Annotated in this window: 14 protein-coding genes and 1 pseudogene; 7 read left to right on the top strand and 8 right to left on the bottom strand. The window is 68.1% G+C overall.

Annotated features, from left to right (window positions below; translation table 11 throughout):
* Window positions 1-43: 43 nt before the first annotated feature.
* From HOV77_RS32500 to ccmA, 3 genes are all read right to left on the bottom strand, one after another.
* Window positions 44-3,532 (bottom strand): LamG-like jellyroll fold domain-containing protein, encoded by a 3,489-nt coding sequence (locus HOV77_RS32500; RefSeq protein WP_290869502.1) that lies wholly within the window; start codon window positions 3,530-3,532, stop codon window positions 44-46.
* A gap of 206 nt (window positions 3,533-3,738) precedes the next feature.
* Complete coding sequence (locus HOV77_RS32495) at window positions 3,739-5,202, bottom strand: DUF6297 family protein (RefSeq protein ID WP_290869499.1); 1,464 nt, start codon at window positions 5,200-5,202, stop codon at window positions 3,739-3,741.
* Complete coding sequence (ccmA, locus tag HOV77_RS32490) at window positions 5,199-5,825, bottom strand: heme ABC exporter ATP-binding protein CcmA (protein WP_290869496.1); 627 nt, start codon at window positions 5,823-5,825, stop codon at window positions 5,199-5,201. Before ccmA ends, HOV77_RS32495 begins: the two co-directional genes overlap by 4 nt.
* Window positions 5,826-5,958: 133 nt before the next feature.
* Between ccmA and HOV77_RS32485 the strand changes: the two genes are divergently transcribed.
* The 4 genes from HOV77_RS32485 to HOV77_RS32470 all read left to right on the top strand — a co-directional run bounded on the left by HOV77_RS32485 (window position 5,959) and on the right by HOV77_RS32470 (window position 9,871).
* Window positions 5,959-6,378, top strand: a complete 420-nt coding sequence (locus HOV77_RS32485) for a DoxX family protein (protein WP_290869493.1) — start codon at window positions 5,959-5,961, stop codon at window positions 6,376-6,378.
* A 145-nt stretch (window positions 6,379-6,523) separates the two neighbouring features.
* Window positions 6,524-8,329, top strand: coding sequence for a hypothetical protein (locus tag HOV77_RS32480; RefSeq protein WP_290869490.1), 1,806 nt, complete (start codon window positions 6,524-6,526; stop codon window positions 8,327-8,329).
* Between the two features lie 35 nt (window positions 8,330-8,364).
* The gene (locus tag HOV77_RS32475) at window positions 8,365-9,501 is read left to right on the top strand and encodes a hypothetical protein (protein ID WP_290869487.1); all 1,137 of its coding nucleotides are present in this window, start codon (window positions 8,365-8,367) and stop codon (window positions 9,499-9,501) included.
* Complete coding sequence (locus tag HOV77_RS32470) at window positions 9,494-9,871, top strand: hypothetical protein (RefSeq protein ID WP_290869484.1); 378 nt, start codon at window positions 9,494-9,496, stop codon at window positions 9,869-9,871. The genes HOV77_RS32475 and HOV77_RS32470 overlap by 8 nt, the downstream gene beginning before the upstream one ends.
* On the opposite strand, the gene HOV77_RS32465 is transcribed toward HOV77_RS32470, so the two are convergent.
* Both HOV77_RS32465 and HOV77_RS32460 read right to left on the bottom strand, forming a co-directional pair.
* The gene (locus HOV77_RS32465; protein ID WP_290869481.1) at window positions 9,865-10,269 is read right to left on the bottom strand and encodes a DUF2809 domain-containing protein; all 405 of its coding nucleotides are present in this window, start codon (window positions 10,267-10,269) and stop codon (window positions 9,865-9,867) included. The two genes, HOV77_RS32470 and HOV77_RS32465, sit on opposite strands and share 7 nt — an antisense overlap.
* A gap of 78 nt (window positions 10,270-10,347) precedes the next feature.
* Window positions 10,348-10,815, bottom strand: coding sequence for a helix-turn-helix domain-containing protein (locus HOV77_RS32460; RefSeq protein WP_290869478.1), 468 nt, complete (start codon window positions 10,813-10,815; stop codon window positions 10,348-10,350).
* Between the two features lie 69 nt (window positions 10,816-10,884).
* Here HOV77_RS32460 and HOV77_RS32455 point away from each other — a divergent pair, with 69 nt between their 5' ends.
* Window positions 10,885-11,475: a dihydrofolate reductase family protein gene (locus HOV77_RS32455; RefSeq protein WP_290869475.1), complete on the top strand. Its 591-nt coding sequence runs from the start codon at window positions 10,885-10,887 to the stop codon at window positions 11,473-11,475.
* On the top strand, window positions 11,475-12,281 hold the full coding sequence (locus HOV77_RS32450) for an MBL fold metallo-hydrolase (protein WP_290869472.1): 807 nt from the start codon (window positions 11,475-11,477) through the stop codon (window positions 12,279-12,281). Before HOV77_RS32455 ends, HOV77_RS32450 begins: the two co-directional genes overlap by 1 nt.
* Before the next feature lie 36 nt (window positions 12,282-12,317).
* Here HOV77_RS32450 and HOV77_RS32445 read toward each other — a convergent pair whose 3' ends face one another.
* Window positions 12,318-13,493, bottom strand: coding sequence for a cellulose-binding domain-containing protein (locus HOV77_RS32445; RefSeq protein ID WP_290869469.1), 1,176 nt, complete (start codon window positions 13,491-13,493; stop codon window positions 12,318-12,320).
* Between the two features lie 280 nt (window positions 13,494-13,773).
* Between HOV77_RS32445 and HOV77_RS32440 the strand changes: the two genes are divergently transcribed.
* Window positions 13,774-14,043 (top strand): hypothetical protein, encoded by a 270-nt coding sequence (locus tag HOV77_RS32440; RefSeq protein ID WP_290869466.1) that lies wholly within the window; start codon window positions 13,774-13,776, stop codon window positions 14,041-14,043.
* Window positions 14,044-14,082: 39 nt separating this feature from the next.
* Here the strand turns inward: HOV77_RS32440 and HOV77_RS32435 are convergent, their stop codons facing one another.
* Together HOV77_RS32435 and HOV77_RS32430 are read right to left on the bottom strand one after the other, a co-directional pair.
* Window positions 14,083-15,156: a polysaccharide deacetylase family protein gene (locus HOV77_RS32435; protein WP_290869463.1), complete on the bottom strand. Its 1,074-nt coding sequence runs from the start codon at window positions 15,154-15,156 to the stop codon at window positions 14,083-14,085.
* A 140-nt stretch (window positions 15,157-15,296) separates the two neighbouring features.
* Window positions 15,297-15,496: pseudogene (locus tag HOV77_RS32430) on the bottom strand (hypothetical protein); the annotation flags it as partial.

The raw sequence follows: 15,496 nt of genomic DNA, 5'->3' as shown, positions 1-15,496 counted from the left end.
AGATGGGGCTCGCCGCCAGGGATGTGGCGGCGAGCCCGGGGAATTACAGCGCGCTGTTGTAGACGCGCGTGACCTGGTCGGCGGTCAGCGCGGACTGCCATGCCCGCAGATCGTCGATGGCCCCGCAGAAGTACGTGTTGATGTTGCCTCGGTATTTCATCCGGCCGATGGCGAAGACGTCGCCGCCATCCCACGTCATCGTGTAGGTCGCCGTGTTGGTCGAACCGCCGAGGACACCGTTGACGTAGAGCTTCATCTGCCCGGCGGTGGCGTCGTACACGCCGGTCAGATGGGTCCACGTGCCGATCGCGACGGTCTGCTGGTAGGCGGCGACCTGGACACCGGTGGAGTCGGCCGCGTTCGTCATGCCGAAGACCCAGATGCCGTTGGTGTAGTTGTCTTGATAACGCATGTACGCGGCGGAGTTGAGCCCGCCGTCCTGACTCCAGACGGCTTGGAACCCGGTCTTACGATCCAGCCTGACCCAGGCCGATACCGTGAAGGACTGGTTCGTGCGGACGACAGCGCTGGTGGTCTGCGCTGAACCGGTGACACCGTCGGTCTGCAAAGCCGTCGCGCCGGACTTGTCGGCCGTCCAGCTCGCACCCGTCCCGGACAAGCTGACGGTCATGTCCCGAGAGGACATCCAGCTGCCGTAGCCGGCACCGTCGTAGGCGTACAGGTCGGAACCCTCGTCCATGCGCCACCGGCCGACGGCGGCGAGCGCGACAGCCTCCACCTCGGCGGGGCTCATGATGCGGTTATGAGCCTGAACGTCGTCGATGTCGCCGTTCCAGAAGTAGGTGTCGGCGTTGGCGTACCGGCCGTGACCGATCGTGAAGCTGCCGTCCGCGGTGAGGACCGATCCGGCGGGCAGCGCCGCGGTGCCGACCTTGACGCCGTTGACGTATAGCGTGATCTGGTTGGCGACCGCGTCGTAGGTACCGGCCAAGTGAGTCCAGACATTCGGCTTCACGGTCGCGGCGGTGGAGACCACCGTCGCCGTCGACCCGTCCAGGGTCGGATGCCACCAGAACGCCCATTTGCCGCCGCTCGACATACCGAGACCGAACAGGCTGGTCTGCGGACCGGACTGAGCCAGGACGTTGCGGTAAGTGCCGTCGGCTCCAGTGGTTCGGGCCCACGCTGTGACGGTGAAGCTCTGCGACGGGGTCACCACCGGGGCGCTCGTCGCGGCCTTGCTGCTGGTGCCGTTGAAGCTCATCGACGCATCGCCCGGAACGTGCTGGTTCGCCGTGGCACTCCAGGCGGTGTTGGTGCTGATGGCGTCCTTGCCGCCGCCGGTGGCGTCGGTGAGGTTAGCCGTGGAGCCGTCGTCCCAGGAGCTCAGCCACGTCGCCGCAGGCCCGGCGGACCCGACCATGAATCGGTAGCTGTACACGGGGCCGCGGTTGCCGGCACCGTCCACGCTGCGTACCCGCAGCCGCAATTCGCCGCCGGAGGTGGGGTCGTCCGCGAGGGGGGACGGCATGGTCAGCTTGACGGTCGTGGTCTGTCCCTGGGTGAAGCCGACCCGAGTGGTGGGTGTGTCGGTCCAGCCCCACTCGTACGCGACGATGTCGCTGACGTCGGCCGGGTCGGCCGGGTCCTTCGGCGCGAACGTGAACGAGGCGGTCTGCCCGGGCATCCCCGATCCTGGGCAATCCTGCGAGCCTTCCGGGCACTCCTGGACCAGACCGTCCGTCGACGTGATCTTAGGCGTGACCGTGGGCGCCGAAGTGTCCACCGTGAATTCGCACCAGGCTGACCAAGCGCTGGACAGACCGCTGGAATCGGACGCCATCACCTGCCAGGCATATGAGTTTCCACCGGATAACCCGGTCAGCTGCTTCGTTGCCGCCGTACCGGACGCCTTCGTGACCGTGCCAAGCGGTGTGATCGTCTCGTAGGTACCGTCGGCCTTGATGTGAGCCCGCTGGAACGTCATCGTCACGTTGCCGTTCTCGGCGTCGACGCCGATCGCCGAAGCCGTGGGGTCGACGCCCAGCCGAGGCCGGCTCACGCCCGTGACACAGGCGTACCCGTTGGTCTTCAACGAGCTGGACTGCACCGTCGGGTAAGAGTTGTAGGTCACGACCAGCTTGGTGTCGGCCACGATGAACTTCTTCCATCGATCGGTGGTCGACTCGCCCGTGCCGTCCGCCTTGCGAGCGGTCAAACCCACAACGTAGGTGGTCCAGCCGGAATTCGCGGCCGCCTGCAGATCGGACAGCAGGTTCCCGCCGAACTCCATCGGCATGTCCGGCTCGTTCGCTCCGCAGCCGCCGGACTTGTTCGCATGACCGGACCGCGTGTCCAGATACTTCGACAGGGTCATGGACGACCAGCTCACGCGGGGGGTCGCGGAGATGCCGTTGGTGCGATACAACGACGCGGGCGTCGAGGTGCACGACCACGAGTGCCACAAGGTCGTGGCCAGGTTGGCGGCGGTGATCTTCTTCCCGGTCAGCGAACTGATCGAGTACTGGAAGAACGAGCGGTAGATATTGCCGTTGACCGGGTCCTTGCCGACCCACGCCTTGCCGTCGCTGTTCGTCATGTTGGTGTTGTTCGCGTACGCCCACTTGGAGTAGCTGAACACGGGGTCCACATAGACGGGATAGACGGTGTGCGCGCCGGTCAGCAGCCGAGCATCCGGGGCGAGCTTCAATTCGCCGCTCGCCACGCTCATGTGCGCTTGCGAACGTGCTGCCAGGTCGCCGGGAGCACGATGCGACGACTTGTCCGCCACGGCACCCTTGCCTGCGTCGGCGACGGTCCGGCCGCCCGGCGCGTCGCTAGTGTTGGAATCCCACATGAGTGCGCCGCCCGACTGGATCAGCGGTGCGCCGCCCTTGCCTTTGACGGACAGGCCGCCCTCCGCGGTCGGGGCGATCTGCACGCCGGTGCCGCCAAGCCGGTACTTCAATTCGGCCAGACCGGGCTGGGTGGCGGCTTCGGCGCTCTTGACCACCAGAACGTGCGTGAAGCCGTCTGCCAGCGCGCGTACGGTCAGGTCCACTCCGGGCAGGACTTCCGAGTAGGTGGCCGTGTCTCCGGCGAGGCTCGGCTTCGGCAGCGCCGTCGGCCAAGCGAGCGTGAAAGTCGATCTGTCACGGGTGAAGGTGACAAGAGGGCTGTTTCCGCCGTCGGAGAGTCGAAGATCGGCCGTGGTCGCCTTCGGCGCGACGACGCCGTCAGGGCGCCGGGCCAGATCGGTGTCCACGGACGCCCACGAACCGTCCGCGCGATGGACGAACTGCGGCACGGTCGCCTGCTCCTGCGTGAAGCTGCCGTCGGGGTTCGCGAACGTCTGCGATGTCTCCGTCCGAAGCTTCATCGTCTCGACCCGATGACCCGAGCTGCGGGCGGCCGCGCTCGCCTGCTGCGGGTCGTCGACCGCTGTGATCGAGGCGGCAGCCGACGAGGCAGTGGCCGGAAGAAGGGCCGCTACAAGGCCTGCAGCGAGAGCCGCCGCAAGAAGCCGGCGACGGCGGCGCGCGAAGAGCGCACGGGGGTATGACAGGTCCATGAAGGATCTCCGAGGGGAACCGTAAAGATTGCTGGCAGAAGATAACCGCAGGTCAGAGGCGGCTACAAGCTGTCTCGAAGCTGGATCGGAAAACTGCGGAATTCATCACAGGCACCAACGGCGACCGATGCCCAGATGTCTGATTGAATATCGGCCGGACACGACAAAATGGTGAAATACCCCGTGAAACGGGCGACGATTCGTGCCTAGGGACGGGAGCGAAGCGCAACCGCGAGGACCAGGGCGCTCAACGCCAGCTGCGCGAATAGCGCGAAAGCGGTCACCCGCGCGGTGGCGAGCGCCAGCAGCGCCGGAAGAGTGCCGAGAACTGCGACGTCGAGTCCCTTGAACGACCACAACAGCCATCCGGTGGGCAACTGCGATCCGGTCATCGGCATGACGATCAGCGTCGAGGTGTGGTCGATCGGACCCCGGCGCGCCAAGCGGCGGGCGGCGACGGCGATGACCGGTGCCGCGAGCGGCCCGAACGCCCACCACGGTCCGGGCGGGAGGATGCCCATGACGGTGCCGCAGATCAGGGCGGCGGTGAGCCAGCCGCCGCCGAGCAGGCCCGGCAGGGCCAGGCGGGCGGCGTCGGCGGCCGCCGGGTCGACGCCGAGCATACGGCGTAACGAGGGGTCGGCGACGTCTCGGCGTAGGGTCGCCAGGCCTGCGGCGGCAGCGGAAAGCGTACCCGCCCCGAGGAGGAGGATCACCGCGATGTGTTGGCCGGAAGTCATGAGTGCCAACAACGTTGGCCAGGCGACGGCTGCGGCGAGGACGGCCAGTCGCCCCGGTCGGCGGGCGAGAGTGCGGGCGTCGGCGAGCGCTGCCAACCACTGCGGGCGCAGTCGGGGCCAGCCCCGCGAGCGCATCCTCCTGGATGTCCAGTAGCGGTCCTCGGCGACGAGCGAGAGGTGGAACGGATCTAGGCCGATCGTCGCATCCGCGGCGGACCCGAGGCGCTGCGACGCTTGGACCACCGCGGCCGCCGGGAAATCGCGCAAGCTGCGCCACGCGTACCAGATGAGCATTGTGACGAGAATGAGCAGCGCGCCGGTCGCCATGACGACGGTGCTGGTCGCGGGCATTGCCGGCGTCATGCGCAGGCCGAGTGCCCACGCGATGGCGAATCCCTCGCCCACGACGAAGGCCGCGCTGAGCACGATGCGCGGCCACTTGGCGCGCGAGGCCTGCCAGCGGACGGTGGCGACGGTGAGGGTGAGCATGGTCGCTGCGCCGGCTGTCGCGGCGGCCCCGGTGACCAGCGCGTTCGGCGTGCCCACGGCGGCGAGAGTCGCGACGCCGAGGAGGCTTCCGAGTACCGCGGCCGTCAGTGCCAGTAGGAGCGCGACTCGCGTGAGGACAGCCCTGCGCGGTAGTGGCGTCAGTAGTAGCCAATGTGCATCTGATGGCGGCAGGAATAGTGGGCCGATGACGCGAGCCACCTGTGCAACGCCGGTGACGGCCAGGAGCAGCATGGACGCGGCCAGCACCGCTCGCTCTGGATGCGTCTGGCCGGAGCTCAGGCCCCGGACCACGGGCAGCAGCGGGGCGGCGATCAGGCCGAGCGCCACGGCGAGGCCGAAGAACAGCGTGTAACGGTCGGTCAGGGTGCCGGCCGGACGGTGCGCGCGGGTCAGCCGCCGCGCTTGGGCGAGGGCGGTCATTCGGCGGTGAGGGCGTGATCGGCGATGATCAGGCGCCGCGCGCCACAGGCTGCGACGAACTCCAGATCGTGGGCCGCCAGCAGCACCGCGCCGCCGCCTTGGGCGTACGCGACCAGGCGGCGCGCCAGGGCTCCCCGGAATCCACTGTCGAGGGTCTGCTCGGGTTCATCGAGCAGGAGCAGTCGGCTGGGCCGCAGCAGCGCCGCAGCGAGCATGACCCGCCGCCGCTGACCGGAGGAGAGAGCCAACGGTGTGGCGTCGGCCCGGCCGGTCAGCCCGAATTCGTCGACGGCCGCGTCGAGATCGGCCTCCGATCCGTGCGTGACGCGTACCAGGTCGAGGTGTTCGCGCACGGTCAATCCGGGATACCAGGACGGCTCCTCCGCCACGTACGCGACGTCTCGCCAGTACTCGGGATCGGCGGTGGGCGGCTTGCCGAGGACTTCGAGCTCGCCGGCGGTCGGCGACAGCAGTCCGGTGAGGCAGCGCAAGATGGTGGACTTGCCCGCGCCGTTCACTCCGAGCAAGGCGACGACTTCGCCCGGCGCTACGCCGAAGCTGACATCCTTCACGACCAGGTTGCCACCGCGTTCGACGCACAGTCCGCGTACCGCAACGATCACCGCTTCAGCGTACCGTCTTATCTTAATCACATTATTCATGTCAATATGACGATGGTCACGGAAATAGCTTCTGTTCGATGGAACCATTGTGACGGTGGGAGCGTTCCCATTCTTTATGAACTCACGGCAATCGATGGAGCAGTTCCGTCCCTACGGCATCGGGCTGTTCCGCATCGTGGTCAGCCTGCTGTTCGCGATGCACGGAGCGGCGTCCATCTTCGGCATCCTGGGTGGGGCCCGCGGCACTGCCGCCGCGATCCCGTTCGGACAGTGGCCTGGTTGGTGGGCGGCGGCGATCCAGCTGGTCGGCGGGGTGCTCGTGCTCCTCGGACTCGGTACGCGGTGGGCCGCCCTGCTGTGCTCCGGCTCGATGGCGTACGCGTACTTCGTCGTGCATCAGCCGACGGCGCTCATCCCGCTCAAGAACGGCGGTGAACTGGCCGCCCTGTTCTGCTGGTCGTTCTTCCTCGTGGCGATCCTCGGTCCCGGCAAGTTGGCGCTCGACGCCGTCGTCGGGGCGTACCGCCACAAGAGCCGGCCGCTGACGGCGTAGTCGCCTGAGCCGGCCGGGTGCGAGGACAACGAGGCCGTCGCATCCGGCCGGCGACTCATGTGGCGTGGTACGCCGCGAGATTCCCGGCTCGGCCGGGACATCCGCCCTATGCGCCCGGGACGCTCCAGTGCCGACGATGTCGGCCATGCGTAGGTTGTACAGCGTTGCCATCGCCCTTTCCCTCGTGCTGACCGGCTGCGGATCGAGTGGTCCGTCCACCTCCCAGCCGACGGCCTCCCGGGGACGGAGCACTGTCGCGTTCACTGAGTCGACTGTGGACCAGTACGCCGAGAGCCTGGCCGCAGCCGGGATCGGCGTCTATCGTCCCGGTGAGTCCAAGCCCCTGTCGGAGGTCAAGCGACCGGCAGCGCCGATGCGGCTCCTGCGGGAGCAGGTGGCTAATGCGGCGCTCGGTGTGTGGGCGTACGCGGGACTGCGTGGCCGTGACGTCGACAGTCTGGTCAGCACACCGAGGATGGTCGACGGTGCGAAACCCATTCCCGCCTCGCTGCTGATCATCGCCTGGGCGCAGACCGCCCCGGGTGCGAAGGCGGAGCTGGCCAAGCAGGCGCTGGGCACCCAGAACTGGGCGCACTACCAAGACGTCACGTTCCCGACGATCGTCCTGGCGCTGTTCGCCGCGGACGTCGCCCCGGCGGTGGAGTCCACCGGTGGTAGCGGCGGCGGTGCGCAGGCCGTGAGCGGATGCGAAGCCGTGACCGGCTTCATCCATACGACCATCGAGAAGGTGTTCGCCGCCATCGGCCACATCAAGATCGTGACGTCGTCGGGCGGATGGTTCATGGACGCGCTGACGTTCATCCGCAATCTCGGCGCAGCAGTCGTCAACTTCGGCATCGACAAGATCAAGGCGATCGTCATCGGCGGGGTAGATCTCGCGCTGCGTCCGGTGATCAGCGCGATCGCGACGGTGGCGAGCGTCGTGGCGGTCGCCTCCCAGATCCTGTTGTTCCTGCAGCCGTGGACCGGCGACATCCGGCCCGATCCGGGGATCGCGCGCCGGGATGCGAGCGCCCACGACGGCACCATGACGTTGCGCGTACGCGCAGGGTCGAACCAGCCGCAGCAGTGGCCGCCGGAGATCGAGGGCTGCGCCCGGGTGGCCGGCGTGACGCTGCCGTCCCTGACGCCGAAGGACGCGGACGTCACGTGGACGGTGTTCGAGCAGGCGCCCGGGCCGATGGTCGTGAAGGTCTCCGACAGCGGCCCACTGGCCGCCGACTCGACGGCGACGTGGCGCTACCAGACGCTGCCGGAGCCGCCCGACGTCGCTGAAGGCAAGCTGATGCAGGACGGCATCGTCCAGCTGTCGGCCAAGGTGCACCGCAAAGACCTCGACGACCTGCACGAACGAGTCACGAGCCTGCTGTTCCAGGGCGTTCCGACGCTGATCCAGCAGGTGACCGAGCCGTTCATCCGCAGCGTAGTCGGCCCGGCCATCCAGCGTCTGCTCTCGCCGTTGACCGCGCTGCGCGACGTCACCATCCTCGGCGTACTGCCCGTCGACTATCACGTGCCCGACGACGAGAAGACCGCTGCTCCGGGCACCAGCGTCCGGCCCGGCGGCAAGGTGGCCGTGCTGCCCCAGGGCTGCCCGGACGCCGCAGCCGCCGCCTTCGGCTACGGCCAGCGCGAAGTGTTCAACCACAGCGGCGTCCAGGCGTGCTCCTACATCGGACCGAGCAAGGTCCAGCTCGTCATCGGCGTCTCGAAGACGGTCTCCACGAGCCCACGGCCGGATGTCGAGAACCTCGAGCCGGTCGACATCCCCGGCGCGGACGCCGCCTGGTCGTTCGGCGGTCCGACCGGTCCGCTCGGCCCGGAGTACTTCGTCGACGTCATCATGGGCGACAAGACGCTGACCGTCGCCGGCGGCGAGAGCCGGGAACGGATCATCGCCATCACCCGCAAGGTGCTCGGCCTCGAGTGACGGTGCCGTGCGCAGCCGCAGGGCAAGATGGCTGCGTGCGCATCGAGGAGACGTGGCGGCCGGTACCGGCGCTGGCACCGCCGATCGAAGTGGCGGCCGCCGGCGCCCCGTCCGTGCCGGTGGGCCAGCCCGTGCAGGCCGCGGCCTTCGTCTCGGCGACGACCGGGTGGGTGGCGATCGGTGGCGCGGGGACATCGTCGCTGCTGCGTACGGTGGACGGCGGCGCGACGTGGACCTGCCAACTGGGCTGGCCCGGCGTCCTGCTCGGTCCGCTGCGCGCCTTCGACGCCGACCAGGCCGCGGGTCTGCTCGGCCTCTGGCCGGCCCATCGCAACCAGATCAACGGACGGCCGGTCGCGCCAGGGGAGTCCTTCGCTCAAATTCTCGCTGGTACGCACAACGCCGGAACGTCGTGGACGCTCGGTTCGCCACCGGATCGGCAAGGCGCGGGAGCCTTCTTACTCAGTACGCGGCAGGCCTGGCTGCGGCTGCACGTTCCCGGCGGCTCTTCGGGCCTTGTGCGTACCGGGGACGGCGGTGCGACGTGGGAACGGCTTGCTGCCGACGATAGTACGCCGATCGTCGACTTCGCCTTCGCGGATGCCGCGCATGGTATGCGTGTCGCCCAGGAGGGCCACCGCGCCGATCTGCTCGACGTCACCGAGGACGGTGGTAGAAGCTGGACACGGCTGGCACTGCCACTCCCGCCGGGCCTGCCAGCCACCGCCGAGACCTGGCTGTTTCCCGTGCTCCGGCCGAACCCCGGCGAACTGCTGACTCTGCGGACCGTGGCGCGATCACGCCGCAACCCCGGTCCGACATGGCAAGGCGTTTGGGCGTACGCCCGAGACGGTGACGAGTGGAGTGGCCCGCATCGTCTGCCGACCTCTCCGGCTGCGGTCGATCGCGACATCCTCGTGCGGGCTGTCGACGGCCGTCTCTGGAGCGCGTCGGGCCACGACGTGTGGGTCGCCGGCCAGGTGACCGGACCCTGGCGGCGGCTCGGCGTACCGCTGCCGGACGAGGAGTCCATCACAGACCTGTTTCCGATGGGGGACGGTGTGGTGTGGCTGACGACCGGAGTCGGTGTCGGCGGTGGCAGGCTGTATCGCAGTGCGGACGACGGCCGGACCTGGCGGCCGATCGCGGTGGAAGGTGGGATCGATGGCTGACGCCGACGACGTACGGCGGCTCGCGTCGTCGTTGCCGCATGTCGTGGAGATCGACAGCGACGGCTTCGACTTCCGCGTCGGCAACAAGGGGTTCGTGTGGTCCTATCCGGAGCGCGAACCGGGCAAGCGCCGGGTCATCCGGACCGACATCGCGGTGTTGTATGTCGGTGACGAGCTTGAGAAACAGGCGCTATTACTCGGCGAACCGGACCTGTTCTTCACCACACCGTCCTACGACGGGATGCCCTTGGTCATGGTGCGGCTGGCCCAGGTCGGCGTCGACCGGCTGACCGAACTCGTCGTCGACGCGTGGCGCATGCGGGCCCCGGCAGACCTCGCGGTTGACTTCGACGAGAGTAAATATCACTGAGGGTCGGCGACCGGGCGCGTGCGAGCGCGGAGAAACCAATGCACTGCGACCAGCGGCAGCACGCCAACCGGATACCACAGGACATCGACGAGGTCGAACTGGGCGCCGAGCAGCTGCCGGGCGAACCAGCTGCGCTCGGAGATCGCCGCAGGCACCGGGGTGAGCTGCGCGAACTCGATGAACCAGCAGTACGCGATCGCAGCGAAGCCGGCGACCGGTGCGGAGATCGTCGGCCGGATGAAGAGCACGATCGTGTAGACGATGGCCCCCGACAACGCAGCGCCGGAGTACTGCCCGATCGGCCCGTCCGTCACGGCGCGGATCGCGTACGCGGCGGCCGCGAAACCGGCGGCCGAGACGACCATCAGCAATCGAGTCCAGCGCGGGGCGAACGGCATCGCGCAAGCATAGGTCGACCTCGTGGGTGGAACGTTTGCGGGGAGCTGGCCGATCCGGCAGGCCCCCAAACGTTCCACTCAGGAGATCGACCCGCTCTCGCTCGGCCCGGCGGAAGGCGGCCGGGCGGAAGGCGGCGCCCCGAGATGGCGTACGCGTAACTCGTCCATGAGCTCGTCGAGGAACGCCAGACCCCCGTCGCGCAGGATCTCCTGGCGTCGGCGGAGCCCGTCGTCCCCCGTACGCCAGTCGAGGCCCCAATTGCCGAGGGCGTAGATGATCGGGAGAGTCTGAATTCCGGCTTCGGTCAGGCTGTAGCGGGCGCGTTGGCCCCGGGCGGCGGTGCCACGGGTGAGGATGCCCGCCTCGACGAGGCGTACGAGGCGGTCGGCGAGGATGTTCGACGCGATCCCCTCCGCCGACCCGGTCAGCAGGGCACGGAAGTAGCGGCGGTCGCTGAAGATGACGTCGCGGAGGACCAGCAGCGACCAGCGATCGCCCAGCACTTCGACGGCGGCGTTGATCGGACAGCCGGATCGTGGTTCCACGAGTCCTCCTTGACAGGTAGGTCGTCCCCAATATAGTGGTTGCAGAACGCAATCACTATGGAGGTGGGCATGGGCCGCTTCGTCTACTCGATGAACGTGTCCGTCGACTTGCGGATCGAGCAGGTCCCCGGCGACAACGGGGCCGGCGAGTGGTTGCGTATCGACGAGGAGTTGCACCGCGACGCGAATGCGCAGGCGCGGGAGGTTGCCGTCATGGTCCACGGCCGCGTGTTCTACGAAGTGATGGAGGAGTACTGGCCGCGGTCGGGCGACGACGCCTCTCTCCCGGATTACCTGCGGGAGTTCGGGGAGATCTGGACGGCCAAGCCGAAGGTGCTCGTCTCGCGTACGCGTAACGAGGCCGGCTACAACACCCGGATCATCGGCGGGGACGACGCGATCGGCCGGCTCGCCGAGCTGCGGGCGCAGACGGACGGTCTCCTCAGCGTGGGCGGCGCGACGCTGGCGACCCAGCTGCTGCGGGCCGGACTGCTCGACGAGCTTCGGCTCTGGACCCATCCCGCGATCCTCGGCTTCGGCCGGCCGCTGTTCGACGACTATGACCGCCCGATCGATCTCGAGCTGATCGAGCAGCGACGGTTCACCTCCGGCGTGACCCTGCACCGGTACGCCGTTCAGGACGCGAAGGAGACGAGGTAATGCTGAAGCAGATCGCGGACGGCGTACTGGTCCACGAGAGCGAGTTCGTGCAGAGCAACGCCGTCGTCGTCCAGGGCGGCTCCGGCGTACTGCTCGTCGACGCCGGACTGCTGGACTCGGAGCTGACCTGCCTCGCGCACGACCTCGGCGACCTAGGTCAGACCGTCGTGGCGGGCTTCTCCACCCATCCCGACTGGGATCATCTGATCTGGCACGCCGAACTCGGTACCGCCCCGCGCTACGGCACCGCGCGTTGCGCCGCCGCCGTGGCGGAGCAGCTCGCCGACCCGGACATAAAGACGAAGATCATCGATCACCTCGAGTCGACCGGGATCGCCGACCAGGTGCCGCTGGACCTGTATGGCCTGATCACCGGTCTGCCCGCCGACGCGGCGCGGGTTCCCTGGGACGGTCCGGATGCCCGGATCATCGAACATCGGGCGCACGCGCCGGGTCACGCGGCGCTGCTGATCGGGGTGCGACGCGTACTGGTCGCCGGGGACATGCTCTCCGACGTGCTGGTCCCGATGCTCGACCTCGAATCCGCCGATCCGATCGGGGACTACCTCACCGCTCTGGACCTGTTCGAGGAAGTCGCGGACGACGTCGACGTCGTGGTACCGGGGCACGGCTCGGTCGGTGTCGGTGAGGTGCGCGAACGCATCGCGCTGGACCGTGCGTACGTGCTCGCGCTGCGGGCGGGGGACCTCCCCGGCGATCCCCGGGTCTCGTCCCCGCAGCCCGGCTGGGAGTGGGTCGGTGATATCCATGATGGACAGTTCGAGCGGCTCAAGGACAGGCGCTAGCGCGACGGCTCGCCGCGCTAGCGCCTGCGGCCCGCCTCAGCAGCCGATCCGGCTCGCGCCCAGGGCCACCTCGTCGAACCACAACGTGTCCGCGCCGCTTCCGTAGCTCTCCCAGCCCAGCCGGAAGTCGGTCAGGCTCGGCCGCCAGTTGGTGCGGCTCAGCCATTGCTGATCGATGTCATGCGTCGGTACGCCGTCCTCGTGCAAACCGGCGACCTCGGTTCCGTTGAGCCAGGTCTGCATGGTTCCGTCAGCGCCACTGACCTTGAACTCGACGCAGTTCCACGAGTTGACCGGCAGCACTGCGGACAACGCGACTCCGGCCGGGCTCTGCTCGGGCAGCGTCGCGTCGTCGGACTGGCGGTTCCATTGCAGCGCCCCGTTCTGGCCGCCCATCCGCAGATCGCGGTTGCCGTCGGCGGCGTCCTTCAATGCCGCGAAGGTCACGTGCGAAGCCGGGAGCGCGGTCGTGTGGCGTACGTAGAAGCGGGCGTACCACACCGAACCGGTGAGCGTCGCCGTCGACTTGACGAAGACGTGGTTGCAGTAGCCCTCCGTGCCGCTGATCTTCAGCGACTTGCCCCCGCGGTACGCCGTCGTCGGGTCAACCGTTGCGGTGCCGGTTCCCTGGCAATCCGGGTAACTGACGACCCATGCCCCGCTGGGCGTACCAGTGGATTGGCTCTCGAAGCCCTCACACAGCGTGAGTGATCCGCAGGAGCTGGACGTCGGCGAGGTCGACGGCGACGCGGACGGGGAGATCGATGCGGACGGTGAGGCCGATGGGCTGGTCGGGACCGTGCCGCAGGGAGCGCCGTTGAGCAGCAGCGATGTGGGCGTGGGATCGGCGGTGGCCCAGGTGCCCTGTACGCCGAACTCGACGGTGGCGCCGGGGTTGATGTCGCCGTTGTACGCGACATTGGTGGCGGTCACCGCAGTGCCGGACTGCGCCACGGTCGCGCCCCAGGACGACGTGATCTTCTGATCCCCGCCGTAGACCCAGGTCACGGTCCAGCCGTGAATGGCGGTGGCACCGGCGGTGATGTCGACGTAGCCGACGAACCCGCCGGGCCATTCGTTGACGCGGTAGGTGACCTGGCAGGCGGTCGCGGCGCTGGCCTGTGGCGCGGTGGCGACGAACGTGCCCGCCAGGCCGACGGTGGCCAGGACGGACACGACGAGCGCGCCGATGGATGTTCTGGTGGTACGCATGGGCGATCCTTTCGGTGGTGGTGGAGACACCACAGTGGACCTTACGTCGTGACAAACATCGATGTTTGGTCATCCCGGTGAGTGGACTCGAAGTCGCTACGCAGAGCTTCTCGCCTTAACTGAGAGTCACCGAGTTTGCGAGGTAGCCGACCTTCCGGCCTTCGCACGTCCCGGATGCCCGAATTGCGCTATAGGCCGGATAGACGATGTTTACCGAGTGTGACCGGCGGCACGATGGAACAAGCGACGAGAACGCGGACGAGAACCCGGAGGATGAGCGATGTTCCACCTGAACCTGGACACCATGTGCGAGGCGCTGTTCGCCTCCCACGTGCAAGCTTCGGACCGCCCCGACACACGGGAGGTCACTGCGGCGATCACGGGCGTCCTCGAGCAGTTCGGCCCGCAGTACTGCGCCGGCCAGGTCGCCCAGGAGTTCGGCGACCACCCCGAATCGGCCGCCGCCCGGATGCGCTGGGTACGCCAGACCATGGCGGCCGGCCTGAACTTCGAATCCGCCCCCCTCGTCCGGTACGCCGCTTCCGCGTAGTCGCGGCGTACCGGACGCTCGGCTGCGTTGCGCAGCGCGTCAGCTGCAGGCGACGCCGTTGAGCGCGAAGCCGGTCGGCGCGCCGGTGTTGCCGGTATGCGTGGCCTGGTAGCCGATGCCCACCGAGCCACCGGCGGCGATGGTCGAGTTGTAGCCCGCGTTGGTCGCCGTCACCGCGCCGCTGGCCGGGCTGTAGGTGGCGTTCCAGCCCGAGGTGATGGTCTGTCCACCCGGGAGGGTGAAGGTCAGCCGCCAGTTGGAGACGGCCGAGCCGCTGGTGTTCGTGATGGTGAGATTGTTGGTCAGGCCGTTGTTCCAGGCGTTGATCGCCGAGGTCACCCGGCAGCCGCCGCCACCGGTGGGCGGCGGGCTCGACGTGGTGGCCGACGCCGACGGTGAGGTCGGCGGCTGAGAACCGTCGGGAGCGACCGCCCGCCCGGTCGCCGGCGAGATCATTCCAGCGCACAGGTTGCGGCTGGCCAGACCGGCCGCGATCTGCGGGATGGCGGCGACCGTGTTGGCCGGCCAGTCGTGCATCAGGATGACCTGCCCGTTGGTGAGCCGGGCGTTGGCCGCCACGATCGACGAGACGCTGGCGTTGTTCCAGTCCTGCGAGTCGACGTCCCAGATGATCTCGGTGAGGCCGTACTGCGCCTCGACTGACTTCAGCGTGCTGTTGGTCTCCCCGTACGGCGGCCGGAACAGCTTCGGCGCGGTGCCGGTGACCTGCTGGATCGCCGACTGCGTATTGGCGATCTGGGTCGTCATCTGAGATGTGCTCAGCTGCGTCATGTGCGGGTGGTCCCAGCTGTGGTTGCCGATCCACATGCCGGCGTTCTTGGTCGCCTGGACGAGCGACGGGTTCGCCTGCACGTTCTTGCCCTCGTCGAAGAACGTCGCCCGGAGGCCGTTCGAGGTGAGTGCGTTGATCAGGTTCTGGGTGTTGCCGGGCGTCGGGCCGTCATCGAAGGTGAGCCCGACGTAGCCGTTGCAGGTCGCCGCCTGGGACGGGGTGGCGGCGAGCGTGAGAGCGGCGACGGTGCCGACGGCGGCCGCGGCGACTGCGGCGGCGACGGCGAGGAATCTGCGGGCCGGGCGAGGTGTGGAAACCATGGCCTCTCCTTGCGTACGGCCGCCGGGTGGAGACCGGCGGCCAGGACGATGAGAAGTCATTGAAACATTGCCATCGATATTCCGCAAGTTTCGGAGATTCAACGGCTTTCATCGGCTCCGATGTGGAGCTGAACAGCAGGTCACAATGGATCTGAGGGGACCGAAACTTCCGGAGTGTGGAAGATGATCGTCAACGGCCTGCGGTCGAAACAGTCCCACGTCTCAAGGTCCTCGACCGACTCCAGGCGGGGGAAGCGGCGTACCAGCGCCAGCAGGGTTTGATCCAGCACAAGGCGGGACAGGAACGCCGCCGGGCAATAGTGCCGTCCATGGCCGAAGG

It is taken from the genome of Hamadaea sp. (assembly GCF_013362815.1).
Taxonomy (GTDB): Bacteria; Actinomycetota; Actinomycetes; order Mycobacteriales; family Micromonosporaceae; genus Hamadaea.
The sequence above is the reverse complement of the archived record's forward strand: the minus strand, read 5'-3'. Positions and strand labels throughout refer to the sequence as shown.